This window comes from Vibrio sp. 10N.286.49.B3, from assembly GCF_002873395.1.
Taxonomy (GTDB): domain Bacteria; phylum Pseudomonadota; class Gammaproteobacteria; order Enterobacterales; family Vibrionaceae; genus Vibrio.
Genome location: NZ_MCUV01000046.1, coordinates 74,192 through 100,427, shown reverse-complemented (window position 1 = coordinate 100,427; position 26,236 = coordinate 74,192). Strand labels below are relative to the sequence as shown.

18 protein-coding genes are annotated in these 26,236 nt (G+C 43.4%); 11 read left to right on the top strand and 7 right to left on the bottom strand.

Translation table 11 applies throughout. From position 1 onward, the window contains the following. The first annotated feature begins 25 nt into the window (after positions 1-25). The 6 genes from murG (at position 26) to lpxC (ending at position 7,053) form a co-directional block, all read left to right on the top strand. Positions 26-1,093, top strand: a complete 1,068-nt coding sequence (gene murG, locus BCU68_RS14745; RefSeq protein WP_102565506.1) for an undecaprenyldiphospho-muramoylpentapeptide beta-N-acetylglucosaminyltransferase — start codon at positions 26-28, stop codon at positions 1,091-1,093. A 13-nt stretch (positions 1,094-1,106) separates the two neighbouring features. Further along, positions 1,107-2,564 carry a UDP-N-acetylmuramate--L-alanine ligase gene (gene murC / locus BCU68_RS14740; RefSeq protein ID WP_102565505.1) on the top strand — a complete coding sequence of 486 codons (1,458 nt, stop codon included), beginning with the start codon at positions 1,107-1,109 and terminating at the stop codon, positions 2,562-2,564. 188 nt (positions 2,565-2,752) lie between these two features. Beyond that, positions 2,753-3,505 (top strand): cell division protein FtsQ/DivIB, encoded by a 753-nt coding sequence (locus BCU68_RS14735; protein ID WP_241901386.1) that lies wholly within the window; start codon positions 2,753-2,755, stop codon positions 3,503-3,505. 22 nt (positions 3,506-3,527) lie between these two features. Continuing rightward, positions 3,528-4,790 carry a cell division protein FtsA gene (gene ftsA, locus BCU68_RS14730; RefSeq protein ID WP_102565504.1) on the top strand — a complete coding sequence of 421 codons (1,263 nt, stop codon included), beginning with the start codon at positions 3,528-3,530 and terminating at the stop codon, positions 4,788-4,790. 29 nt (positions 4,791-4,819) lie between these two features. Next, a complete protein-coding gene (ftsZ, locus tag BCU68_RS14725; RefSeq protein WP_102565503.1) occupies positions 4,820-6,037 on the top strand; it encodes a cell division protein FtsZ in 1,218 nt (405 codons plus the stop codon). 98 nt (positions 6,038-6,135) lie between these two features. Then, entirely contained in the window at positions 6,136-7,053 is a 918-nt protein-coding gene (gene lpxC, locus BCU68_RS14720) for a UDP-3-O-acyl-N-acetylglucosamine deacetylase (RefSeq protein WP_102565502.1), read from the top strand. Between the two features lie 54 nt (positions 7,054-7,107). On the opposite strand, the gene BCU68_RS14715 is transcribed toward lpxC, so the two are convergent. Continuing rightward, positions 7,108-7,575, bottom strand: a complete 468-nt coding sequence (locus BCU68_RS14715; protein ID WP_102565501.1) for a DciA family protein — start codon at positions 7,573-7,575, stop codon at positions 7,108-7,110. A 332-nt stretch (positions 7,576-7,907) separates the two neighbouring features. On the opposite strand from BCU68_RS14715, the gene secA reads away from it, so the two are divergent. From secA to carB, 5 genes are all read left to right on the top strand, one after another. Next, entirely contained in the window at positions 7,908-10,610 is a 2,703-nt protein-coding gene (secA, locus tag BCU68_RS14710) for a preprotein translocase subunit SecA (RefSeq protein ID WP_102565500.1), read from the top strand. 78 nt (positions 10,611-10,688) lie between these two features. Beyond that, entirely contained in the window at positions 10,689-11,090 is a 402-nt protein-coding gene (gene mutT, locus BCU68_RS14705; protein ID WP_102565499.1) for an 8-oxo-dGTP diphosphatase MutT, read from the top strand. 92 nt (positions 11,091-11,182) lie between these two features. Beyond that, on the top strand, positions 11,183-11,992 hold the full coding sequence (gene dapB, locus BCU68_RS14700) for a 4-hydroxy-tetrahydrodipicolinate reductase (RefSeq protein WP_102565498.1): 810 nt from the start codon (positions 11,183-11,185) through the stop codon (positions 11,990-11,992). 480 nt (positions 11,993-12,472) lie between these two features. Beyond that, entirely contained in the window at positions 12,473-13,612 is a 1,140-nt protein-coding gene (carA, locus tag BCU68_RS14695) for a glutamine-hydrolyzing carbamoyl-phosphate synthase small subunit (RefSeq protein ID WP_102565497.1), read from the top strand. A 17-nt stretch (positions 13,613-13,629) separates the two neighbouring features. Further along, complete coding sequence (carB, locus tag BCU68_RS14690) at positions 13,630-16,851, top strand: carbamoyl-phosphate synthase large subunit (protein WP_102565496.1); 3,222 nt, start codon at positions 13,630-13,632, stop codon at positions 16,849-16,851. Positions 16,852-16,971: 120 nt separating this feature from the next. Here the strand turns inward: carB and BCU68_RS14685 are convergent, their stop codons facing one another. The 6 genes from BCU68_RS14685 to gltB form a co-directional block, all read right to left on the bottom strand. Then, positions 16,972-17,592, bottom strand: coding sequence for a TRIC cation channel family protein (locus BCU68_RS14685; RefSeq protein ID WP_102565495.1), 621 nt, complete (start codon positions 17,590-17,592; stop codon positions 16,972-16,974). A 123-nt stretch (positions 17,593-17,715) separates the two neighbouring features. After that, positions 17,716-18,669, bottom strand: a complete 954-nt coding sequence (locus tag BCU68_RS14680; protein WP_102565494.1) for a cobalamin biosynthesis family protein — start codon at positions 18,667-18,669, stop codon at positions 17,716-17,718. 24 nt (positions 18,670-18,693) lie between these two features. Continuing rightward, a complete protein-coding gene (gene mtnN, locus BCU68_RS14675) occupies positions 18,694-19,389 on the bottom strand; it encodes a 5'-methylthioadenosine/S-adenosylhomocysteine nucleosidase (RefSeq protein WP_102565493.1) in 696 nt (231 codons plus the stop codon). A 79-nt stretch (positions 19,390-19,468) separates the two neighbouring features. Continuing rightward, positions 19,469-19,903 (bottom strand): DUF1499 domain-containing protein, encoded by a 435-nt coding sequence (locus tag BCU68_RS14670; RefSeq protein WP_102565492.1) that lies wholly within the window; start codon positions 19,901-19,903, stop codon positions 19,469-19,471. 222 nt (positions 19,904-20,125) lie between these two features. After that, a complete protein-coding gene (locus BCU68_RS14665) occupies positions 20,126-21,595 on the bottom strand; it encodes a glutamate synthase subunit beta (RefSeq protein WP_102565491.1) in 1,470 nt (489 codons plus the stop codon). Further along, on the bottom strand, positions 21,595-26,145 hold the full coding sequence (gene gltB, locus BCU68_RS14660; RefSeq protein ID WP_102565490.1) for a glutamate synthase large subunit: 4,551 nt from the start codon (positions 26,143-26,145) through the stop codon (positions 21,595-21,597). The genes BCU68_RS14665 and gltB overlap by 1 nt, the downstream gene beginning before the upstream one ends. Positions 26,146-26,236 lie beyond the last annotated feature (91 nt).

Sequence of the window (26,236 nt, the reverse complement as noted above, 5' to 3'; positions counted from 1 at the left end):
AACAGACAGTAGTTAGACGATAATGATGAATAAAAATAAACGCTTATTAGTTATGGCTGGTGGTACTGGGGGACATGTTTTTCCTGGCTTAGCCGTAGCAAAGAAATTACAGCAACAAAGCTGGGATATTCGTTGGCTAGGCACCGCAGATAGAATGGAAGCGGAATTAGTTCCTAAACACGGCATTGAGATTGATTTCATCAAGGTGAAAGGTCTTCGAGGTCAAGGTTTGGGCAAGCTAATAAAAGCACCATTTCAAATTATTAATGCCATCATGCAAGCGCGTCGTCATATGCAGCGTTGGAAGCCAGATGCAGTACTTGGTATGGGTGGCTATGTCAGTGGACCTGGTGGTATTGCGGCATGGACATTAGGCATTCCTGTTGTACTGCATGAGCAAAATGCCGTCGCTGGGTTAACCAATCAGTGGCTATCTAAAATCGCTAAAAAAGTCTTTCAAGCTTTTCCTGGCGCGTTCCCGAATGCACCTGTTGTTGGCAACCCGGTACGTGAAGATGTAGTGGCGATTATCGATCCAGCCCAACGTTTAAATGAGCGTACTGGACCTATCCGCATTCTTGTGATGGGGGGAAGTCAAGGTGCACAAATCCTCAATACCACAATGCCGGATGTTTTTGCTCAGTTAGGTGACAATTATGCTGTCCTTCACCAAGCGGGTAAAAATAACCAAGCAGGTGTCATTGAGGCTTATCGTGCTCATGATGATAAACAGGGCAATGTTGAGGTGGTTGAGTTCATTGATGATGTTGCTCAAGCTTATCAGTGGGCGGATTTGCTAGTATGTCGTTCGGGTGCACTAACCGTTTCAGAAGTATCAGCCGCAGGTGTTGGGGCAATATTTATCCCATTTATGCACAAAGATCGCCAACAAGCGTTGAATGCTGATCACTTAGTTGAGTGCAAAGCCGCAGAAATGATAGAACAACGCGATCTTACTGTTGAAAAATTGACCGAAATCATTCAAGGTCTAGATCGTGACGATTTACTTGCAATGGCTACACAAGCTCGTCAAGCCGCAAAACTCGACGCCGATGTAACCGTTGCCAAGGCTATTGTTGCCTTAACAGAATAATGAGAAAACATTGATGACCATTGAACATACTCAAAACTTAACTCAAATTCGCGCGATGATTCCAGAAATGCGCCGAGTGAAGTGTATCCACTTTGTTGGTATTGGCGGAGCAGGCATGAGTGGTATTGCCGAAGTACTGCTAAATGAAGGCTATCAAATTAGCGGCTCTGATTTATCAGCAAACCCTGTGACTGAGCGTTTAACCAATAGAGGCGCAACGATCTTTTTTGGCCATCAAGCGAGCAATGTTGAACAAGCGAGTGTTGTCGTTGTATCGACGGCAATTGCGGAAGATAACGCCGAGTTAGTGGCAGCAAGAGAGTTACGTATTCCGGTAGTACGCCGCGCTGAAATGTTGGCTGAATTAATGCGTTTTCGTCATGGTATTGCGGTTTCTGGTACACATGGTAAAACGACAACCACCGCTCTAGTGACTCAGATTTATTCTGAAGCTGGACTAGATCCAACGTTTGTAAATGGTGGATTAGTTAAAAGTGCTGGTACTAATGCCCGTTTAGGTTCAAGTCGCATTCTGATTGCAGAAGCGGATGAAAGTGATGCGTCATTTTTACACCTGCAGCCAATGGTAAGCATCGTGACTAACATTGAAGCCGATCATATGGATACTTATGGTGGTGACTTTGAAGTATTAAAACAGACTTTTATTGATTTCTTACATAACTTGCCATTTTACGGTCAAGCCGTCATGTGTATTGATGATCCTGTGGTTCGTGAATTGATTCCAAAGGTAAGTCGTCAAGTGATCACTTACGGTTTCTCCGAAGATGCGGATGTGCGTCTAGAGAACTACAGCCAGAATGGTCAGCAAGGTCAGTTTACGATTGTGCGAAATGGTAAAGCTGATCTATCGATTACGCTTAATATACCTGGTCGTCATAATGCATTGAATGCTGCTGCTGCGATTGCCGTTGCAACGGAAGATGATATCTCTGATGAGGCTATTTTACGCGCCATGGTTGGAACCCAAGGAACTGGGCGTCGTTTTGAGCATTTAGGAGAATTTGACACTGGTAATGGTGTTGCAATGTTGGTCGACGATTATGGTCACCATCCAACAGAAGTTGATGTAACGATTAAAGCTGCTCGTATGGGCTGGGCTGATAAGCGTCTTGTGATGATTTTCCAACCTCACCGTTACACGCGTACTCGTGATCTTTATGATGACTTTGCTAACGTATTAAACGAAGTTGATGTACTGATTATGCTCGATGTCTATTCAGCTGGTGAAACACCAATAGCGGGTGCGGATGGGCGTTCTTTATGTCGTACGATTCGTAGTCGTGGCAAATTAGAACCAATTTTTGTTTCAGACATCAATAATTTACCAGAAGCGCTAGCCAATATTGTCCAGCATGATGACTTGGTGCTTACACAGGGCGCAGGCGATGTTGGTAAAATTGCTAAGAAATTGGCTCAACTAGAGTTAAATATCAATAAAATGCAAAACTAATTATATGAATCTGCACGTACTGTGTTCTAGTGCTCAGATTTAATAATAGTTGAATATATGCTGATATTTTTTGATATCAGCATTTGATAGTTTGTTTAAGCTTAGTATAATCTTGAAGTTATAATGATGGCTTTACCTCTATGATTAACTAGAGAATAAATAGCGAACACATAACAGAGGTGCGGACCTTGGTCGATATGATACTTAACGAAGACCGCTCAAATACCACCTACCCAGTAATTAGACAGCATGCTGGTGGCATGATCTTCTTATTAATGGTGCTGTTATTAATCGGTTCGCTTTTGCATTCCACGCTCTCTTGGATGTGGGATGAAGAAAGGCTACCTTTATCTAAAATTATTTTACAGGGAGAGTTAACTCACGTTGGTGCTCAAGATGTTCAGCAGTCTTTTGCGCAGCTGGATCATATTGGCACTTTTATGTCTCAAGATATTGATGTGTTGCAAACCGTTGTGCAGCAGATCCCGTGGGTTTCTCATGCTTCAATCCGAAAGCAATGGCCGGATACCGTTAAGATTTTTTTAACTGAGTATCAAGCGGCAGCGATTTGGAATGGCAATGCGTTATTAGATGATAAAGGCGACATTTTTCATGGTGACCTCGGTCAGGTCATCGGTGAGAGGGTAAAGCTTTATGGGCCAGAAGGAAGTAGCCATGAGGTGTTGAACGTCTGGCGTGAAGTGAGCCCTAAAGTAAGCTTATTAGGTTTATCTATTACCTCAGTTGTTTTAAATGAGCGTCGAGCTTGGCAAATGATTTTAGATAATGGGATTCGTCTCGAGCTTGGAAAAGAGTCGCTGGATGAACGTCTTGCGCGCTTTATCTCATTATACAATCGTCTAGGTAGCGAATCTGAACAAGTGAGCTATATAGATCTAAGATACGATACGGGAGCAGCCATAGGTTGGCTCTCAGAATAAAGTTCAGAATGAGAGAGTACAGATGACTAAGGTCACAGATGACAATATTATTGTTGGTCTCGATATTGGCACAGCCACTGTCTCCGCATTAGTGGGTGAAGTATTACCTGACGGTAAAATCAATATCCTTGGGTCGGGTTCAAGTACGTCTCGAGGTATGGATAAAGGCGGTGTTAACGATCTTGAATCGGTTGTTAAATCAGTAGAAAGCGCCGTTAACCAAGCTGGCCTTATGGCTGAATGTCAGGTTCGTCGAGTGTTTATCTCTTTATCAGGTAAGCACATCTCAAGCCGAATAGAAAAAGGCATGGGTACGATATCAGACGAAGAAGTTACCCAAGATGATATGGATCGTGCGATCCATACCGCCAAATCAATTAAGATTGGCGATGAACAACGAATTTTACATGTGATACCCCAAGAGTTCACGATTGATTACCAAGAAGGCATTAAAAATCCACTTGGCTTATCCGGTGTTCGTATGGAAGTGAGCGTGCACATAATATCGTGTCATAATGATATGGCACGTAATATTATTAAAGCAGTTCAGCGTTGTGGCTTAAATGTTGAACAAATCGTCTTTTCTGGTTTAGCAGCAAGTCACGCTGTTTTAACTGAAGATGAACGTGAACTGGGTGTTTGCATGGTAGACATTGGTGCTGGCACTATGGATGTTTCCATATGGACTGGCGGCGCTTTACGTCACACCGAAGTATTTTCTTATGCAGGAAATGCCGTAACCAGTGATATTGCTTTTGCGTTTGGCACTCCTGTCAGTGATGCCGAAGAGATAAAAGTTCAATATGGCTGTGCACTAAGTGAGTTAGTGAGCAAGGATGATACGGTTAACGTACCTAGCGTAGGTGGTCGACCTTCACGAAGTTTACAACGAGAAACTTTATCTGAAGTTATCGAACCACGCTATGCTGAATTAATGGGTCTTGTTAATCAAACGATTAACACTGTGCAGACCACATTGCGTGAAAACGAGATTAAACATCACCTTGCTGCTGGAGTAGTTTTGACCGGCGGTGCGGCACAAATTGAAGGTTTAGTTGAGTGTGCGGAACGAGTATTCCGCAACCAAGTCCGAGTAGGCAAACCACTTGAAGTGAGTGGCCTAACCGATTATGTAAAAGAGCCGTGTCATTCTACGGCTGTTGGCTTACTTCATTACGCAAAAGATTGCCAAATAAGTGATGAGGGTGAATATAGCGAACCAAAGCATTCATCTGTATCAAGCTTATTTGCAAAGTTGCGTAACTGGATACAAAAAGAGTTTTAACCTGGATTGCAGGATAAACGGAGATAACAATGTTTGAACCGATTACGGAAATGTCTGACGAAGCAGTAATTAAAGTCGTTGGAGTTGGTGGCGGTGGCGGTAATGCCGTTGAGCACATGGTACGTGAGTCTATTGAAGGCGTAGAATTCATTAGCGTGAATACTGACGCTCAAGCACTGAAGAAAACAAGTGTAAATAGTGTTATTCAAATTGGTGGCGATATCACCAAAGGTTTAGGTGCAGGCGCTAACCCACAAGTGGGACGTGAAGCCGCTCTAGAAGATCGTGAAAGAATTAAAGAAGTTCTGATCGGCGCCGATATGGTATTTATCGCAGCAGGTATGGGTGGCGGTACAGGTACTGGTGCAGCACCTGTTATTGCTGAAGTAGCAAAAGAGCTCGGTGTATTAACCGTTGCTGTTGTTACTAAGCCATTTAGCTTTGAAGGCAAGAAGCGTCTTGCTTTTGCTGAGCAAGGAATCGAAGAATTATCAAAGCATGTTGATTCTTTAATTACGATTCCAAATGAAAAGCTACTGAAAGTATTAGGTCGTGGTATTACCTTACTTGAAGCTTTTGCTAGCGCGAATGATGTATTAAAAAATGCAGTACAAGGTATTGCTGAGCTGATTACTCGTCCAGGTATGATTAACGTCGATTTCGCCGATGTACGCACTGTAATGTCGGAAATGGGCCATGCAATGATGGGTAGCGGTGTTTCTCGCGGTGAAGATCGTGCAGAAGAAGCGGCTGAGACAGCAATTTCTAGTCCATTATTAGAAGATATTGATTTAGCTGGCGCTCGTGGTGTACTTGTTAACATCACTGCTGGTTTAGACATGCGTCTTGATGAGTTTGAAACGGTAGGTAATACAGTTAAAGCCTTCGCTTCAGACAACGCAACTGTGGTAATTGGTACTTCTCTTGACCCTGATATGACCGATGAAATTCGTGTTACTGTTGTTGCAACAGGTATCGGTACAGAGAAAAAACCAGACATTACTTTAGTTGCTGGTGGTAAAGCGAAAGTTGCTCCAACGGCGCAGCCTACCGCACAACCAGCAGCACGAGTTGAAGAGAAAGCGCAACCTGTACAAGAAAAAGTAGAGGTTAAGCCGCAACCTACAACTCATAATGTTGCTCAACCAGCAATGGGTTCAGGTCAGAATACTGCCGCTGCTCCAAAAGCAGAAAAAGAGAGCGGTTATCTGGATATTCCTGCATTTTTGCGTCGTCAGGCTGATTAACAAATAACCATTAATTTGACAGTGTTCAAAATTCTGGTAGCATAGACGGTCGGTTTAGTTATCGACCGTGTTTTGCGGTACTGACAAGAGGCAAGCAGATGATCAGACAACGTACTCTGAAAGAAATAGTTAAGACAACTGGTGTGGGTCTCCACTCTGGTCGTAAAGTCACGCTAACTCTTCGCCCTGCAGCAGCAAACACAGGCATCATTTATCGTCGTACTGACTTAAATCCACCTGTTGATTTCCCTGCAGATCCAGCTTCTGTGCGTGATACTGTGCTGTGTACAGCATTAGTGAACGACGAAGGTGTACGCATCTCAACCGTAGAGCACTTAAATGCTGCACTAGCGGGCATGGGTATCGACAACATTATTGTTGAAGTGGATGCGCCAGAGATTCCAATTATGGATGGTAGTGCGAGCCCGTTTGTGTATTTATTACAACAAGCTGGGATTCAAACTCAAAACTTGCCAAAACGTTTTATTCGTATCAAAAAGCCTGTGCGCTTTGAAGATGGCGATAAATGGGCAGAGTTTGTACCTTATAATGGTTTCCGTATGGACTTTGAAATTGACTTTAATCACCCTGCGATTGAATCTGATGAGCAACGTATGTTGTTTGATTTTTCATCTCAAGCATTTGTTAAAGACATTTCTAGAGCTCGTACCTTTGGCTTTATGCGCGATATCGAATATTTACAATCGCAAAACCTATGTCTAGGCGGCAGCTTTGACTGTGCCATCGTATTAGATGAATACCGCATCTTAAACGAAGAAGGTTTACGTTTTGAGAATGAATTTGTCACCCATAAAGTGCTAGATGCAATTGGTGATTTATACTTATGTGGACATGCCATTGTGGGTGAGTTCCGTGCTTATAAATCTGGCCATGGTTTAAATAACCAACTATTGCGTGCTGTACTTGCTGATCAAGAAGCATGGGAATGGGCAACATTCGAAGAAGCAGCAGGCTCACCTGTTGCTTTTGCAGAACCCAATATGGTTCTTGCGTAATAATATCGTTTTAAAAAACCAGACATTCAGTGTCTGGTTTTTTTTTACCTGCGATTAATCGCTACTTCTGCTTTTTGCTAATTGAGCGATACGCTCTAAGCGAGCTTTAATCTTAGGCGGTGCCATTTCAGCCGTGATTAATAGTGACTCAGCTGCAGCGGCGGAAAGCGGTTGACGCGGCTCTGGTGCTTTCTTCTTTTCTGCTGTGCTAATACTTTTGTATAGACTTGGGTTAATGCGCACTTCAATACTGATCAGTCGAGCAAAACCAACAGTTCTTAACTGGTTTAAGATCATTAAGCGGTCATAATCTATTTTCATTTTTATCGCAGCACTTGCCACATCGATAATTAAATTACCACCTCGTAAGTTTGCAGCGCGACAATGATGAGCCGTTCCCCTTGGTAATATTTTTTCTAGAGCGTGATTAATTTCGTTAATCTCAGAGGCATGCTTTTGTAGCTCACTCCAGCGAGAATCAGATAACAGCTCATTAGTTAAGGTTGGGCGATGATCACGCATACATATTCTCAATAATTGGCAGACATTCATCGTTATTCTAGTTGAGCAATCGGCTTAGGTATAGCATTCAAAGCCCTGCAGTGTGGTTATTCTATGGACAAACCAGATAAAAACCTTAACTAGCTTCAAACAAATCAGCTTAGGCATGGTTGTTCGTTGCAAAATTCCTTACACTAGCGCGATTAATTTAATTCAGAGCCTTGAAAATACAGTCTGGCAACACAATATCAGTGATACGTGATTTATCTCAGTATCCTTAGTTAAAAACTGGTAGAGACTGATGGCATTTAAACTAGGTCAGCAAAGACCTAAGAAAGAGAGACTCATAGCACATGATAACTAAGCTGCTGACAAAGGTAATTGGCAGTCGCAATGACCGCACACTGCGCCGCCTTAGAAAAATTGTAAAAGAAATTAATAACTACGAACCAACGTTTGAAGTTTTGTCTGATGATGAACTAAAAGCTAAAACGGTTGAGTTCCGTGAGCGTTTAGAAAAAGGCGAAGATTTAGATAGTCTACTGCCTGAAGCATTTGCGACGGTTCGCGAAGCGTCTAAGCGTGTCTATGGCATGCGTCACTTTGATGTGCAGCTTATCGGCGGCATGGTGCTAAACAGCGGCCAAATTGCAGAGATGCGTACTGGTGAAGGTAAAACACTAACAGCGACACTACCTGCTTATCTTAACGCCCTACCAGGTAAAGGTGTTCACATCGTTACGGTCAATGACTACCTAGCGAAGCGTGATGCTGAGACCAACCGACCTTTATTCGAATTCTTAGGTATGAGCGTTGGTGTTAACGTACCAAATATGGCTCCTCAAGATAAAAAGCAAGCTTACTTGGCCGATATCCTTTACGGCACAAACAATGAGTTTGGTTTCGATTACCTACGTGACAACATGGCTTTCCGCAATGAAGACCGTGTACAACGTGAGCGTTTCTTCGCGGTCGTCGATGAAGTGGATTCTATCTTAATTGATGAAGCTCGTACGCCACTGATCATTTCTGGTCCTGCTGAAGATAGCTCTGATCTATACACGCGTATCAACCTTCTTATTCCACAACTTGTGCTGCAAGATAAAGAAGATTCAGAAGAGTACCGTGGTGATGGTCACTACACTATGGATGAGAAATCAAAACAAGTTCACTTGACTGAAACGGGTCAAGAATTTGTTGAAGAGCTAATGATTCAAAACGAACTGATGGCAGAAGGTGACACACTTTACTCGCCAGCAAACATTAGCCTTTTACACCACGTTAATGCCGCATTACGTGCACATGTATTGTTTGAAAAAGATGTCGATTACATCATCTCTGAAGAGAATGAAATCGTTATTGTTGATGAACATACTGGTCGTACAATGGCAGGTCGTCGTTGGTCTGAAGGTTTGCACCAAGCGATTGAAGCTAAAGAAGGTGTGAAGATTCAAAATGAAAACCAAACGCTGGCTTCAATAACGTTCCAAAACTTCTTCCGCCTTTATGAAAAGCTGTCAGGCATGACGGGTACTGCGGATACAGAAGCCTTTGAATTCCAGTCTATCTATGGTTTAGAAACGGTTGTTATTCCAACCAATAAACCAATGCAACGTAATGATATGCCAGATATGGTTTTCCGTACTGAAACGGATAAATTTAATGCCATCATCGAAGATATCAAAGAGCGTGTTGCGAATGGTCAGCCAAGCCTAGTCGGTACCGTTTCGATTGAAAAATCAGAGCTGCTATCAAATGCACTGAAAGAAGCGAAGATCAAACATAGCGTTCTAAATGCGAAATTCCACGAAATGGAAGCTGAAATTGTTGCTCAAGCCGGTACGCCTGGCGCAGTAACGATTGCAACCAACATGGCAGGTCGTGGTACCGATATCGTTCTTGGTGGTAGCTGGCAGGCTCAAGTTGAAAAACTGACTAACCCTACTCAAGAGAAAGTCGACCAAATCAAAGCTGATTGGAAGATTGTTCATGACCAAGTATTAGCGTCTGGTGGTCTACACATCATTGGTACTGAGCGTCACGAATCTCGTCGTATTGATAACCAATTACGTGGTCGTTCTGGTCGTCAAGGTGATGCGGGTTCTTCTCGTTTCTACCTATCAATGGAAGATTCACTACTGCGTATCTTTACTTCTGATCGTATGGCCGGTCTTATCCAAAGTGGTATGGACGAAGGCGAAGCTATTGAAAGCCGTATGCTATCTCGCTCAATTGAAAAAGCGCAGCGTAAAGTAGAAGGTCGTAACTTCGATATTCGTAAGCAGCTACTAGAGTACGATGATGTTGCTAATGACCAGCGTAAAGTGGTTTATGAGTTACGTGATGAACTAATGAGTCTTGATGATATTAGTGACATGATTAGCCATAACCGTGAAGATGTATTGCAATCAATGATCGATCAATACATTGCACCACAATCTCTTGATGATATGTGGGATATCCCAGGGTTAGAAGCTCGTCTGAAAAATGACTTCGATTTAGAATTGCCAGTTCAAGCTTGGATTGACGCTGATGACAAATTGTATGAAGAAGCATTGCGTGAAAAGATTGTTGCTGAAGCGGTAACGGCATATCAGCTAAAAGAAGAAACGGTTGGCGCACAAGTGCTACGTAACTTCGAAAAGTCGGTAATGCTACAAACGTTAGATTCGCTATGGAAAGAGCACCTAGCGGCAATGGACCAATTGCGTCAAGGTATTCACTTACGTGGTTATGCACAGAAAAACCCGAAACAAGAATACAAGCGTGAATCGTTTGAGCTGTTTGAAGAGCTATTAGAAGCTTTAAAATCTGATGTGATCATGATTTTGAGCAAGGTTCGAGTTCAACAGCAAGAAGAAGTTGATCGTATGGAAGAGCAACGCCGTGCACAAGCTGCAGAGGCTGCTCGTCGTCAGCAACTAAGCTCTGAAACAAACGAAGAGTCAGCAGATAGTCAGCCAGTGGTACGTGAAGATCGTAAAGTCGGTCGTAACGAACCGTGTCCTTGTGGATCAGGTAAAAAATACAAGCAGTGTCATGGTCAGATCGCATAAGCGTGTTAGATTAAGATAAACTGATAAAAGAGTCGCTTAGGCGGCTCTTTTTGTAGATAAAAAATAAGAAGGCGTAAAATGAAACCTTTACACATTGTTGCGGCAATTATTTTTAATGCAGATAAAAGCCAAGTATTTATTACTAAGCGACCTGATCATGCTCATAAAGGTGGTTTGTGGGAATTCCCTGGCGGTAAAGTAGAAAGTGGAGAGACAGCACAACACGCTTTAGTTAGAGAGCTCAATGAAGAGGTTGGTATTGATACTACAGGGTGTCAGCATTTCCAATTTCTGGAGTTTACTTATGACGACAAGGCGTTGGAGTTTGATTTCTTTACTGTGAGTGAATTTGATCATCAACCTTATGGAAGAGAAGGGCAGCAAGGGCAATGGGTAAAAGTAGCCGATTTAGTTAATTTTGATTTCCCTGAAGCTAACCTGCCAATTGTTCATCGTGTCATAAAGAAGTACACGAGTTAAACCGTGAATAAATCTTAGTTAGAGGCTAGTCAACTAGATGAATAGTTGATAGTTTATCTATGTTATTGAATTAAAAAATGGAGAATAACGCAATGGTTAGAATTGCGATTGCAGGAGCAGCGGGCCGTATGGGACGCAATCTTGTTAAAGCGACTCACTACAATGTCCAGGCAAGTGTTGGTGCTGGATCTGAACGTCCAGAGTCCTCATTGATTGGTGTTGATGTTGGTGAATTATGTGGCAAAGGTAACTTTAACGTTGAGTTAGTGGATAATTTAGAAAAATCGATTGCGAACTTTGATGTTATCGTTGATTTTACCTCTCCAGCGAGCACCTTAGCCAATATTGAGCTATGCCGTCAACACGGTAAGAAAATTGTGATTGGTACGACGGGTTTCTCTGAAGAAGAAAAACAGTCTATCGATCAAGCTGCACAAGACATCGCTATTGTCATGGCACCAAATTATAGCGTTGGCGTTAACCTTGTCTTTAAGTTGCTAGAGAAAGCAGCCAAAGTGATGGGTGATTACTGTGACGTAGAAATTGTTGAAGCTCACCACCGTCATAAAGTGGATGCGCCTTCAGGCACTGCTATAGGCATGGGTGAAGCGATTGCTGGCGCTATGGGTAATGAGTTAAACGATGTGGCGGTATGGTCACGTGAAGGCATTACTGGCGAGCGTACAAAAGATGAAATTGGTTTTGCGACCATCCGTGCAGGTGACATCATTGGTGAGCATACCGCAATGTTCGCTGATATTGGTGAGCGTGTAGAAATTACGCATAAAGCAACGAATCGTATGACATTTGCTAACGGTGCTATTAAGGCATGTGTGTGGATAAATGACAAATCAGTTGGTATTTATAGCATGACTGATGTTTTAGGTCTTAATGATCTATAAATAGATAATTATGCGCCAAGAGAGCTTGGCGCATATAGCCCTACGAATATACTCATTTTCTTTTTTCCTATCATAAATCAGCCATTTTACCGACTTAATGTGCCATTAATAAGCGTCTTTCTATCTATTGGTGCTAAAGTCTATATAAGCAGGGTTAAACTTTGCTTGGTGAACGTTTGCGCAGTTCTTTAGATCCTTATTACTACTTTGCTCTCCTTTTTTATCGATGAAAATAGTTATTTTCTATTTTTAGCTTACATATAATGCACTTAATGTGTTTTTTCAGGCGTTTTGAAGAGAAAATATGATCGAAAGGAATAAAACATTGTTTTTCTTTTTAGTAAATGTTGACATGAATCACATCAATCACTAAAATACCGCCAATTTGTCTAATTTCCTAAAAGCGCAACTTTTTGCGTATTGGAAGGTAGAGTTTGCAAATAAAATTATTTTTAATGCATTTTTATTCTGGAGGTTGTCTTGAGTAAGTCAGCACTACTAGTCCTAGAAGATGGGACAGTATTTCACGGTGAATCTATCGGCGCAGATGGTTCTGCTACCGGTGAAGTCGTTTTCAACACCTCGATGACGGGTTATCAAGAAATCCTCACTGATCCTTCCTATTCTCAACAGATCGTTACTCTTACTTATCCTCACATTGGCAATACCGGCACTAATTCTGAAGACGAAGAATCTTCAGCAATTCACGCTCAAGGCCTTGTGATTCGCGACCTTCCCCTTCTTGCTTCAAACTTCCGTAATGAACAGTCTCTTTCTGATTATCTTAAATCGCAAAACATTGTAGGTATTGCTGATATTGATACTCGTAAACTGACGCGTATTTTACGTGAGAAAGGCGCTCAGAATGGTTGTATCGTTGCAGGTAACAATCTTGATGAAGCTTTAGCGTTAGAAAAAGCAAAAGCATTCCCAGGCCTTAAAGGTATGGATCTTGCTAAAGAAGTAACAACAAAAGAAGCGTACCAATGGAAACAGGGTTCGTGGACATTAACGGGCGGTTTACCTGAAGCGAAAGCAGATTCAGAGTTACCTTTCCATGTTGTTGCTTATGATTTTGGTGCAAAACGTAACATCCTACGTATGTTAGTTGACCGTGGTTGTCGTCTAACGGTTGTACCTGCTCAAACATCGGCAGAAGACGTTCTGGCTTTAAACCCAGATGGTATCTTCCTATCTAATGGCCCTGGTGACCCAGAACCATGTACTTATGCTATTGAAGCAACGAAAGTTTTCTTAGATAAAGGTTTACCAATCTTTGGTATTTGTCTAGGTCACCAAATTCTTGCTCTAGCTTCTGGTGCTCAAACGGTGAAAATGAAATTTGGTCACCACGGTGCGAACCACCCAGTAAAAGATTTAGATCGTGATGTTGTAATGATTACTGCGCAAAACCACGGTTTCGCAGCAGACGAAGAGACACTACCAAGTACTCTACGCGCAACTCATAAATCTCTGTTTGATGGCACACTGCAAGGTATCCATCGCACAGATAAGCCAGCGTTCAGCTTCCAAGGTCACCCTGAAGCGAGCCCAGGTCCACATGACGCAGCGCCGTTATTTGACCACTTCATCGATCTTCTTAAAGAACATAAAGCGTAATTCGGAGTAGTAGACAAATGCCAAAACGTACTGACATTAAAAGTGTTCTAATTTTAGGTGCTGGCCCAATTGTAATTGGTCAAGCCTGTGAATTTGACTACTCTGGTGCTCAAGCTTGTAAAGCTCTGCGCGAAGAAGGTTACCGAGTTATTCTTGTAAACTCGAACCCAGCAACAATCATGACTGACCCAGACATGGCTGATGCGACATACATTGAACCAATTCAGTGGGAAGTTGTTCGCAATATTATTGCTAAAGAACGCCCAGACGCAGTACTGCCTACTATGGGTGGTCAAACTGCATTGAACTGTGCACTTGATTTAGAAAAGCACGGTGTATTGGCTGAATTTGGCGTAGAAATGATTGGTGCAACTGCTGACGCTATTGATAAAGCAGAAGACCGTTCTCGTTTTGATAAAGCAATGAAAGCGATTGGCCTTGAGTGTCCAACCGCTGATACTGCCAAGACTATGGAAGAAGCTTACAAAGTTCTAGAGATGGTTGGCTTTCCTTGTATCATTCGTCCATCATTTACGATGGGTGGTACGGGCGGTGGTATCGCATACAACAAAGAAGAATTTGATGAAATCTGTCGTCGTGGCTTGGATCTTTCTCCAACCAACGAACTTCTAATCGATGAATCTCTAATCGGTTGGAAAGAGTACGAGATGGAAGTGGTTCGTGATAAAAACGACAACTGTATCATCGTATGTGCGATTGAAAACTTCGATGCAATGGGCATTCACACTGGTGACTCAATCACCGTGGCTCCTGCTCAAACGCTAACAGATAAAGAATACCAATTAATGCGTAATGCTTCTCTAGCAGTACTGCGTGAGATTGGTGTTGAAACGGGTGGCTCAAACGTACAGTTTGGTATTAACCCGAAAGATGGCCGTATGGTTATCATCGAGATGAACCCTCGTGTATCACGTTCTTCTGCACTAGCATCGAAAGCAACGGGTTTCCCGATTGCAAAGATTGCAGCAAAACTAGCGATTGGTTTCACTCTTGATGAACTAATGAATGACATTACTGGTGGCGCAACACCAGCATCATTCGAACCAACTATCGATTACGTTGTGACTAAGATTCCTCGTTTTAACTTCGAGAAATTTGCTGGCGCTAACGACCGTTTAACGACACAAATGAAGTCGGTTGGCGAAGTGATGGCAATTGGTCGTAACCAACAAGAATCACTACAAAAAGCACTACGTGGCCTAGAAGTTGGCGCGAACGGCTTTGATGAAATGGTTGATCTTGATGCACCTGATGCATTAACTAAGATCCGTCATGAACTGAAAGAAGCGGGCGCTGAGCGTATTTGGTACATTGCTGATGCATTCCGTGCCGGTATGTCAGTGGATGGCGTATTCAACTTAACAAACGTTGACCGCTGGTTCCTAGTTCAAATTGAAGAACTGGTTAGACTAGAAGAAGAAGTTAAAGCGAACGGTTTTGCCGGTCTTACTGGCTCTGTACTGAAGAAGCTAAAGCGTAAAGGTTTTGCTGATGCTCGTTTATCTTCACTACTAGGTGTGGCTGAAAGCGAAATTCGTCGTCTACGTGACCAGCACGATATCCACCCTGTTTATAAGCGTGTTGATACGTGTGCTGCTGAGTTCTCTTCTGATACGGCTTACATGTACTCATCATTTGATGAAGAGTGTGAAGCGAACCCAACAGATAAAGATAAGATCATGATCTTAGGCGGCGGTCCAAACCGTATCGGCCAAGGTATTGAATTTGACTACTGTTGTGTACACGCATCACTAGCATTACGTGAAGATGGTTACGAAACTATCATGGTTAACTGTAACCCTGAGACAGTTTCTACTGATTACGATACTTCTGACCGTTTATACTTTGAACCAGTAACACTTGAAGATGTTCTGTCTATCGTTCGTGTAGAGAAGCCAAAAGGCGTTATCGTACAGTACGGTGGTCAAACGCCACTTAAACTTGCTCGTGCTTTAGAAGCCGCTGGCGTACCAATCATCGGTACTAGCCCTGATGCTATCGACCGTGCAGAAGACCGTGAGCGTTTCCAAGTTGCTGTTGACCGTCTAGGTTTACTACAGCCAGAAAACGCGACAGTAACAACGATGGAGCAAGCGGTAGAGAAATCTCGCGAAATCGGCTTCCCACTCGTTGTACGTCCTTCTTACGTTCTTGGTGGTCGTGCGATGGAAATCGTTTATGACGAGCAAGATTTGCGTCGCTACTTCAATGAAGCAGTAAGCGTATCAAATGAATCTCCAGTTCTACTTGATAGCTTCCTAGATGACGCAATTGAAGTCGATGTTGATGCAATTTGTGATGGTGAGCGCGTTGTTATCGCGGGCATCATGGAGCACATTGAGCAAGCGGGTGTACACTCTGGTGACTCAGCATGTTCACTGCCAGCTTACACGCTAAGCAACGAAATCCAAGATGTGATGCGTGAGCAAGTTGAAAAGCTAGCATTTGAGCTTGGTGTTCGTGGTCTTATGAACACTCAGTTTGCGGTTAAGAACAACGAAGTGTACCTAATCGAGGTTAACCCTCGTGCAGCACGTACTGTTCCATTTGTATCAAAAGCTACTGGCGCACCAATTGCTAAAATTGCTGCACGTGTAATGGCTGGTCAATCTCTAGAGTCTCAAGGCTTTACTAAAGAGATCATCCCACCATATTACTCTGTTAAAGAGGTTGTATTACCATTTAACAAGTTCCCTGGTGTTGACCCACTGTTAGGCCCTGAAATGCGCTCAACCGGTGAAGTTATGGGTATTGGTGCAACGTTTGCAGAAGCGTACGCTAAAGCAGAACTAGGTTGTGGCAATGTTTACCCTGAAGGTGGTCGTGCATTACTTTCTGTTCGTGAAGGTGATAAGCAGCGCGTTGTTGACCTTGCTTCTAAGCTAACGAAACTTGGCTACCAACTCGATGCAACACACGGTACTGCCGTTATTCTTGGCGAAGCGGGCATTAACCCTCGTCTAGTGAACAAGGTACATGAAGGTCGTCCTCATATTCTTGACCGTATCAAGAACAATGAATACACCTACATCGTGAATACTGCTGCGGGTCGTCAAGCGATTGAAGACTCAAAGGTATTACGTCGTGGCGCACTAGCTGAAAAAGTAAACTACACAACAACGCTAAATGCAGCGTTTGCAACGTGTATGGCACATACGGCTGATGGTCGTAACACTGTGAATACTATTCAAGAGCTACATGCTAAGATTAAAGCTTAATACTCGACTAAGCGATTAATAAGGTATGCAAACCCACTCATTTGAGTGGGTTTTTTTATGCCTGTGGTATCAGGTTTGGAAGGTATTCGTTGAGTGCATCAATACACCCTGTGAGAGGTATTATTTACTGAGAGCAAAGGTGGGTAGTGAAAGGTGCCAGCGAATCGCACAAAGACGAATCATTAGTGTCGTCGCTACGCCAATCAGGAAGGCACTTGAGCTTGCTACGCCAAGATGCAGAGCACCAGTATGGAAGATACCTCCGGCAATACACGCCGTCGCATACACTTCACTACGTAGCACCATCGGTATCTCGCGCGCTAATACATCACGAATAATACCACCGCCACACCCTGTTAGTGCGCCCATGATGACAGCCACTAGCGCTGAGCTTTGGTAGGTTAGTGCCTTTTCAACACCAATCGCAACAAAAGCGGCTAAACCAATCGCATCACAGACCGGTAAGACCCACCATGCGACGCGTTTAGGGCGACGAACAATCAGCATCGTACATAAACAAGTGGCTAAAATAACCCATAAATAAGTGGTGTCGGTTATCCAAAATACCGGCGTAGCGCCTAATGCCATATCGCGAATCGTACCGCCTCCAATGGCAGTGACACCAGCCAATACTACAACACCGAAAGGGTCCATTTTTAATCTTCCTGCTAGCAATACACCTGAAATAGCAAAAATAGCAGTACCAAATAAGTCGGTAAAATACAGCAGCATTGAGTCCATAGGACGAAATTCTCTTAATCGATTATAGGGAATGAAAGTGAGGCGAATTGTACGAAAAAATAGGTGGGAGCGTTAGTGTTTTATTGTGTTTCTTGTCACTTATCTACCGTGATTTAAATCAGATTAAACACCCTGATAAAGCGCAAGAAATAATAAACTTTGCAGAGCAATCCACAGACCGGCTCGTGAGATAAGTAAGGCGTTGATTTGTTCTAAATGAAGGGCAGAAGGCGCAATTCTACCGCCTACTTTAGCGCGAATAGCTTTGTGACTATTGTAAAGCGCAGGTCCACCTAAAGAGAGAGATAACTTATTTCCAACTCCGCTTAATAACCAAGCAGGACCTGGTGTCGGCCATGATTTTTGTTGCGCTAACATCTGACTAAACAGCGTCTGACTTTGCTTACCCATGATGATCATTAAGGCAAAAAAACGGAATGGAACAAAATCCATAACGGCAAGTAAGCGAATGGTAGGCAAACCGAAAGGGGAGAACTGTCGACGACTTGGCGACCATGTACGAGCCAGTTCGCTGATCATACGATAGAGCAGAGCACCAATCGCACCACCAATCAGATACCAAAATAGAACCCCAATGACTCGACGACTAAAGCCAATAATGAGGGTTTCAGCGCCTGCTTTGCCAAGACCTAACATAGAGAGTGTCGTGGTTTCTCGATTGAGAGTCGCAGCGAGTAACTGACGCGCTTTGTTTTTGTCATCTTGCTGTATTGCCGAGCTTAATTGACGACAAAGAGAATCACTGCTTCGCCAATCGAGAGCAATAAGCAGTAAAGCTAAGTCAAAAAGTTGGGCTTGCCACGCTAAGGTTTTAAGGGCAATAAGTAGAACCACAGCGCTCAAAATCATGAGACATAAAGCAAGTGAGCCAGATAGGATACTTTGTGAGTAAGCGTTATTTTTGTTGACCTTATCAGAGAGCAATAAAGCAAACTTACGCCATAATGTCATGGGGTGAAGTGAGTCAGGGATCGGTAGTATGAGATGTATAAGTAGCGCTCCCCACATAACGAGGAGAGCACCATTAGCATAAAGGCTAGCAAACAACTCTGACATCACTTGTTGTCGTTTTTGAGCCGATTACTTTAGTAGGTCAACCATTTTTAGCACCATCTCAGATGAGCTTTGTGCTGCTAGTGGTAAGAACTCTTCAAAGCTCATTGGTGACTCTTTATCTGCCACATCTGAAATAGCACGTACCACAACAAAAGGAACGTTAAATTGATGACAAGTTTGAGCAATCGCTGATGCTTCCATCTCTACGGCAATCACCGATGGGAAGTGAGTACGGATGAATGCTTGACGCTCTGGCGTGCAAACAAAAGCATCACCAGTACAAATTAAGCCATGAACCGCGTGCTTATTTTCCATGCTTGCTAGGGCTTGCTCTGCGACTTCTTTTAGTTTTTTATCAGCCATGAAAGCGGCTGGTTGACCTGCCATTTGGCCAATTTCATAACCAAAGGCAGTAACATCAGCATCGTGGTGACGAACTTCTGTTGAGATGATCACATCACCTAAGTTTAGTGACGCATCAAAGCCACCAGCAGAGCCAGTATTGATAACAACATCAGGTTGGTATTCATTTAAAAGAACCGTTGTGCCAATTGCAGCAGCCACTTTACCAATACCTGATTGCAGTAAGACAACATCAGCGCCATTTAATGTACCTGTGTAAAGAGTACAGCCAGCTTGGTTAATCTCTGTGATGTTAGACATCGCTTCTTTAAGGATGGTAACTTCTTGTTCCATTGCACCAATAATGCCGATTTTCATAATGTTGTCTCTTTAGTATTTCAAAATATGCGCAGATTGTAACATGGAAAAACAGCCTAGATAAGCCATGTTAAATGCGCTATTTAATCAGGTTAGCTTGACGTAAGTCTTGGCGTAACTGCTCGGCACGCTTACGGTTCACCCCAAAATCAGAGTGACCTAAACGGGATTCAGAGCGAACCTGTAAAAAGCCATCAACAATTTTCAACTCTAAGTCATCGGTAAACCGCATGATTTTACTTTTAGATTCAATATGTAAATAGTGGGTACCTTTCTCAACGGTTGTGGTTCTTGGTTGAGAAAGGGCAACACGTTCAATGGCTTCTAGAGTGGCCGATTCTGTCAGTTGAAAGGATTCTAGGTGGTGTTGCTCGCGATTGTCTTGAGTGGAAACACAGTTAGGTTTATCTCCACAAGGCGAGTCAGTTCTATCTTGCATATTATCGTATCCTTGGCTGCAGGCCGTAAGTGTACCAGTAAGCATCAGTATGATGAGAGGTGTGTTTGCTTTCATCGTTTTTAACATCCTATGTCGTTTATATCTCTATATGCAATTTAAATGAATTCGATGCCATAAACCGCTCATAGTTATTGATATTACTGTCATTGTTATTCGCATCATTTATTTTTTAGTGTAGCAAACAAAAAAGGCCAGCATCGAGTGCTGGCCAAAATAAAAGTCTGGAAAGATATTATCTTACAACTTTTACTCGCTACCTAAGCAGCGAGTAAAAGATTAAACAGAAAGCATTAATGAATCTGCTTTCGCTTCAAGGTTACTATTGCCCATTAGGAAATCATCGATTTCACGAGCAGACTCTCGACCTTCGTTAATACAACGAACGACAAGGGATTGGCCTGTACGCATATCACCAGCAGCGAAAACGCCTTTTTGGTTAGTGGCAAAACCGGTTGTTGCAACATTACCACGGTCATCAAGCTTGATATCCAGTTGAGCAAGTACACCCGTTGGTTCTGGATGTACAAAGCCCATAGCAAGGAAGGCTTGATCACAAGGGATCACTCGCTCAGAGCCTGCAACTTCATCGAAGCCTGGACGTTCACCTGGCTTAGCGTCTTGCCATACGATGTCAGCAATACGTAAGCCTTGAACATTACCATTATCATCAGAAATAAATTCTTTAGTTAGGATGTTCCAGTGACGGTCACAGCCTTCTTCATGCGACGTTGTTGTCTTCATGATCATCGGGTACTGAGGCCAAGGCATATTGGCAGGGCGCTTTTCTGGTGGAATAGGCATGATCTCAACTTGAGTAATGCTCTTCGCACCATGGCGGTTAGAAGTACCAACACAGTCAGAACCCGTATCACCACCACCAATCACAACCACATGCTTATCTTTAGCGTGAATTTCTTTGGTTTTTAAATCCATGCCATTAGCACGGCGATTATTTTGACCTAAGAATTCCATCGCAAAGTGAACACCATTTAGCTCACGACCTGGAATAGGTAGATCACGAGGAACGGTAGAGCCACCCGTTAGCAATACGACATCGAAATCTTGACGTAGTTGCAGAGCGTTAATGTCGACACCGATATGGGCATTTACTTCAAATTTAACCCCAGCATCTGCCATTAGGTCGATCTTACGATCGATAACGTCCATGCTAAGTTTAAAGTCAGGGATACCAAAGCGCAGTAGTCCACCGACTTTTTCATCACGTTCAAATACAGTAACGCAGTGGCCAGCGCTGTTTAGTTGCTCTGCAGCGGCTAGTCCAGCAGGACCTGAACCTATGATTGCCACTGTCTTACCTGTACGAGAGCGAGGCGTTTTTGGTTTAGCGTAACCTTCACGATAAGCGGTCTCGACAATCGTTTTCTCGATGTTACAAATCGTAATCGGGTCTTGGTTGATACCTAGAACACATGCACTTTCACAAGGCGCTGGGCATACTCGACCAGTAAACTCTGGGAAGTTATTGGTTGAGCTTAAGATATCCCATGCCTCTTCCCAGCTATCACGATAAACCGCATCATTAAACTCAGGAATAATATTACCGATAGGGCAACCGTTATGACAAAACGGTACGCCACAATCCATACAACGAGAAGCTTGTGTGCTGATCTTGTCACCAAACTCTTCGTTAAGAACAAATTCTTTATTATCTTGAATACGAACACTAGGGTCGAGTTTCTTTGGTAACTCACGACCGTGCTCTAAAAATCCAGTAGGCTTACCCATTAGACTGCCTCCACTTCTTCCGTTTGTGCTGCTTGTAGTGCTTCAGCTTTACGCTTCAACATCACCGCTTTGTAGTCACGCGGCATAACCTTAACGAGTGAAGCAATGCTTGCCTCAAAGTCATCAAGGAAAGACTTAGCGACGTCACTTCCTGTGAATTCAACATGTTTCGTTAGCATGCTTTGTAGCAGCTCACGATCTTCTTGTTCAATAGGGTCTAAATCAACCAGTTCAGGGTTAAGTTTGCTCTCAAAGTTACCCTCTTTATCCCATACGTAAGCCACACCGCCACTCATACCAGCAGCAAAGTTACGACCTGTTGAGCCAAGGATAACGGCAACACCACCTGTCATGTATTCACAACCGTGATCACCAACCCCTTCAACGACCACTTTTGCACCAGAGTTACGAACACAGAAACGTTCACCAGCGAGACCACGAATGTAAGATTCACCCGATGTTGCGCCGTAGAAACAAACGTTACCGACCACGATGTTGTCTTCTGCAACAATGGAGGATTTAGCATCAGGATAAAGTACTAATGTACCGCCTGATAAACCTTTACCCCAGTAATCGTTCGCATCGCCTTCGACTTCAAATTTGACACCTTTAGCAAGGAATGCACCAAAAGATTGACCAGCACTGCCGTAGAACTTAATGTCCATCGGTTGTGGTAGACCTTGGTCTTTGTACACTTTTGAAATTTCATTCGATAGCATAGTACCAGCACTACGGTCGGTGTTCACAATTGGGAACTCTGCCGTTACCGCTTCGCCTTTTTCAAGAGCAGGAATTGCCGCTTGAATTAGTTTACGGTCAAGTACGTTTTCAAGGTTGTGGTTTTGCTCAGTGGTGCAATAAATACCATCTTCTTGACGCGCTGGCTCAACGTGAAGCACAGGCGTTAGATCAAGGTTTTTATATTTCCAGTGTTTAATGTCATCACGAACTTTTAGCTTGTGAGATTGACCAACCATTTCGTCGATAGAACGGAAGCCAAGTTCAGCCATTACTTCACGTAAACCTTCCGCCATGTATTGGAAGAAAGTCACGACATCTTCTACGCGACCATCAAAGCGTTCACGTAATGTTTTGTTCTGTGTTGCGATACCAACAGGGCAGGTGTTCTTATGACACTTACGCATCATGATACAACCTTCAACCACAAGTGCTGCGGTTGCTACACCCCATTCTTCAGCACCAAGTAGCGTTGCAACAGCAAGGTCACGAGGTGTTTTCATTTGGCCATCAGACTGAACAACGATACGGTTACGTAGACCATTTTTCAGTAGTGTTTGGTGTGTTTCAGCTAGACCTAATTCCCACGGTAAACCCGTGTGGCGAATTGATGACATTGGTGAAGCACCCGTACCGCCATCAAAACCAGCAATAAGTACGACGTCAGCTTTCGCTTTAGCCACACCTGAAGCGATCGTACCAACACCTGCTTCTGATACTAATTTAACGTTAACGCGACCTGCGCGGTTAGCATTTTTTAGATCGTAAATAAGCTGAGCCAAATCTTCAATCGAGTAGATATCATGATGTGGCGGTGGTGAGATTAGACCGACCCCTGGCGTTGAGTGACGTGTTGCACCAATCCAATCATCGACTTTATCACCAGGTAGTTGACCGCCTTCACCTGGTTTTGCGCCTTGAGCCATTTTGATCTGGATCTCTTCAGCGTTAGTTAGGTAGTAAGACGTTACACCAAAGCGACCAGAAGCCACTTGTTTGATAGCAGAACGTTCCCAGTCGCCATTCTCTTTCTTATCAAAACGAATTGGGTCTTCACCACCTTCGCCTGAGTTTGATTTAGCCCCAATACGGTTCATTGCAACGGCAAGCGTTGAGTGAGCTTCGTAAGAGATAGAACCAAACGACATCGCACCTGTTGCAAAGCGCTTAAGAATGTTCTCAATCGGCTCCACTTCTTCTAGTGGAATTGAGCCCGCTGGGTTTTTGATAAAGTCTAATTGGCTACGTAATGTCGCCGCATTATCACCTTGTGCATCTACCGCATGAGTATACTGTTTGAATTGGTCGTAGTTCTTATTACGAGTTGATTCTTGCAGTAGTGAAATCGTTTCAGGGTTGAATAGGTGTTTCTCACCGCGCTGTTTCCACTGGTAAACACCACCAACATCAAGACGTTGAACTGGGATTTCACGAGTTGGGTAGCCTATACGGTGACGAATCATGACTTCTTTTGCGATGTCATCAATCGTTAGACCTTGAATACGCGATACGGTACCTGTGAAATATTTATCAACCACAGATTTGCTGATACCAAGCGCTTCAAAAATTTGTGCACCATGGTATGACTGTAGCGTTGAAATACCCATCTTCGAGAAGATCTTCAGTAGACCGCCATTGACGCCTTTACGGTAGTTATCAAATAACTCACGGATGGTCGCTTCAGGGTCTAATTTATTTGTACGCTGTAAATCAACGATCGTTTCAATCACTAGGTACGGGTTAACCGCATTAGCACCGTAACCAAGTAGCGTTGCAAAGTGGTGCGTTTCACGTGCATCACCCGTCTCGACGACGATGTCACACTTCGCACGTAAGCCTTTACGGATTAGGTGGTGGTGAACAGCGCCAACCGCTAGCATGGCAGGGATAGCAGCGTGAGTAGAGTTAACAGCACGATCCGTTAGTAGAATGATTGAGTAACCATCAATAACGGCATCTTCAGCGTATTGGCAGATACGTTTAAGAGCACGCTCTAACTTGCCGCTTTCTTCACTAACTTGGAAAACAATATCAAGCGTCTTAGCTTGTAGGTGCTCATTATCAATAGCACGCAGTTTTTCAAGTTCTGAGTTTGAAAGGACTGGCGATTCTAATTCTACTTTTTGACAGTGTAATGGAGACTCAGTCAGTAAGTTTAGATCTCGGCCTAAGTAAGTATTCAGCGACATAACCATACGCTCACGGATCGGGTCGATCGGCGGGTTGGTTACTTGTGCGAATAGTTGCTTAAAGTAGTTAGATAAATGCTGAGATTGGTGCGATAAAATCGCTAACGGCCAGTCAGCACCCATAGCAGAAAGTGGCTCGTAAGCCGTTTTTGCTAGAGGAACAATAATTTCATTCACTTCTTCTGAGCTAACACCGAAAGCTTGCTGACGGTTAAGTAGGTGCTCTTTTGAAGGTTGGCTATATTGGTTCGTTGCTTCTGGTAGCTTGTTTAGGCTTAACAGGTTATCGGTTACCCACTGCTCATAAGGCTGTGAGTTAGCAATGCCATCTTTCACTTCTTCATCAGAAATGATGCGACCTTGCTCAAGGTCAGCAACGAAGATACGACCAGGCTGTAGACGACCACGGTACTCGACATTCTCAGGTTCGATATCCACCACACCTGACTCTGATGCCATCACTAGGAAGTCATCTTTTGTCACTGTGTAGCGAGAAGGGCGCAGACCATTACGGTCTAAGGTTGCGCCAACTTGAACACCATCAGTGAAACAAACAGAAGCAGGACCATCCCACGGTTCCATGATATTGGCGTGGTACTGGTAAAAGGCACGACGCGTAGGATCCATGTTCTTATTTTCTTGCCATGCTTCAGGGATCATCATCATTAACGCATGCGGCAGGCTACGACCAGAAAGTACCAGTAGCTCTAACGCCATATCGAAGTTTGATGAATCCGAGCTTCCTTCTTGACAGATAGGTAGCAGCATGTCGATTTCAGCTTGAGTGAACAGATCCGATTCTAAGATCGCTTCACGGGCTTTCATCCAGTTCAGATTACCACGAACGGTATTGATCTCACCGTTATGGGCAATGTAACGGAATGGTTGTGCTAAACGCCATTTCGGGAACGTATTGGTCGAGAAACGTGAGTGAACAAGTGCCAATGCGGTAACCATTGATGGATTTTGTAAATCCAAGAAGTACTGAGGTACCTGTTCAGTGGTTAGTTGACCTTTGTAGACTAAGGTTTTGTAAGACAGAGAGTTGATGTAGAAGTCATCGCCGATATTCGAGATGCTTTCTAGACATACACGTACCGTGTAGTTACGTAAAACATACAATTTACGTTCTAGCTCTTCAGGAGTAATGCCTGGGCCGCCAGAAATAAAGACGTGCTCAAACTGTGGCTCTGAACTTAGAGGGTCAGCACCAATCATTGAGTTATCAACCGGCAACACACGGTAGCCAATAACTTCAAGATCTAAGCGTTGAGCATTGCGTTCTAAAATATCACGGCACTGTTGACGTTTATATTCGTCTTTAGGGAAAAGTACAACACCCACACCATACTTCTCAAATGAAGGAAGTTTAATGCCTAACTTCACGCCTTCTTCTAATAAGAATTCGTGCGGTTTTTGCAATAAAATCCCCGCGCCATCACCAGAACACGGATCGCAGCCTTGACCACCACGGTGTTCCATACGAGCAAGCATATCGAGTGCTTGAGTGACAACTTCATGAGATTTACGGTTTTTAAGGTGAGCAACAAAACCGATACCACAAGCGTCATGCTCCAGTTCCGGAGTATACAAACCTTGTGTATTTTGCTCTCGATCGACCATAGATACGTCCTTCCAGTTAAATCTAGGCGCAACTTGCTTTAAAGCGAGTATGCCTTGTCCTTTTATATTTATGATTCTAAATCAATTCGAT

Bases quoted from the DNA above. Each gene is read 5' to 3' on its own strand.
- dapB (WP_102565498.1), top strand. From the start codon at position 11,183: ATGGTTAGAATTGCGATTGCAGGAGCAGCGGGCCGTATGGGACGCAAT.
- BCU68_RS14665 (WP_102565491.1), bottom strand. From the start codon at position 21,595: ATGGGTAAGCCTACTGGATTTTTAGAGCACGGTCGTGAGTTACCAAAG.
- mtnN (WP_102565493.1), bottom strand. From the start codon at position 19,389: ATGAAAATCGGCATTATTGGTGCAATGGAACAAGAAGTTACCATCCTT.
- carB (WP_102565496.1), top strand. From the start codon at position 13,630: ATGCCAAAACGTACTGACATTAAAAGTGTTCTAATTTTAGGTGCTGGC.
- BCU68_RS14685 (WP_102565495.1), bottom strand. From the start codon at position 17,592: ATGGACTCAATGCTGCTGTATTTTACCGACTTATTTGGTACTGCTATT.
- murG (WP_102565506.1), top strand. From the start codon at position 26: ATGAATAAAAATAAACGCTTATTAGTTATGGCTGGTGGTACTGGGGGA.
- lpxC (WP_102565502.1), top strand. From the start codon at position 6,136: ATGATCAGACAACGTACTCTGAAAGAAATAGTTAAGACAACTGGTGTG.
- ftsA (WP_102565504.1), top strand. From the start codon at position 3,528: ATGACTAAGGTCACAGATGACAATATTATTGTTGGTCTCGATATTGGC.
- gltB (WP_102565490.1), bottom strand. From the start codon at position 26,145: ATGGTCGATCGAGAGCAAAATACACAAGGTTTGTATACTCCGGAACTG.
- secA (WP_102565500.1), top strand. From the start codon at position 7,908: ATGATAACTAAGCTGCTGACAAAGGTAATTGGCAGTCGCAATGACCGC.
- BCU68_RS14670 (WP_102565492.1), bottom strand. From the start codon at position 19,903: ATGAAAGCAAACACACCTCTCATCATACTGATGCTTACTGGTACACTT.
- mutT (WP_102565499.1), top strand. From the start codon at position 10,689: ATGAAACCTTTACACATTGTTGCGGCAATTATTTTTAATGCAGATAAA.
- murC (WP_102565505.1), top strand. From the start codon at position 1,107: ATGACCATTGAACATACTCAAAACTTAACTCAAATTCGCGCGATGATT.
- BCU68_RS14680 (WP_102565494.1), bottom strand. From the start codon at position 18,669: ATGTCAGAGTTGTTTGCTAGCCTTTATGCTAATGGTGCTCTCCTCGTT.
- ftsZ (WP_102565503.1), top strand. From the start codon at position 4,820: ATGTTTGAACCGATTACGGAAATGTCTGACGAAGCAGTAATTAAAGTC.
- BCU68_RS14715 (WP_102565501.1), bottom strand. From the start codon at position 7,575: ATGCGTGATCATCGCCCAACCTTAACTAATGAGCTGTTATCTGATTCT.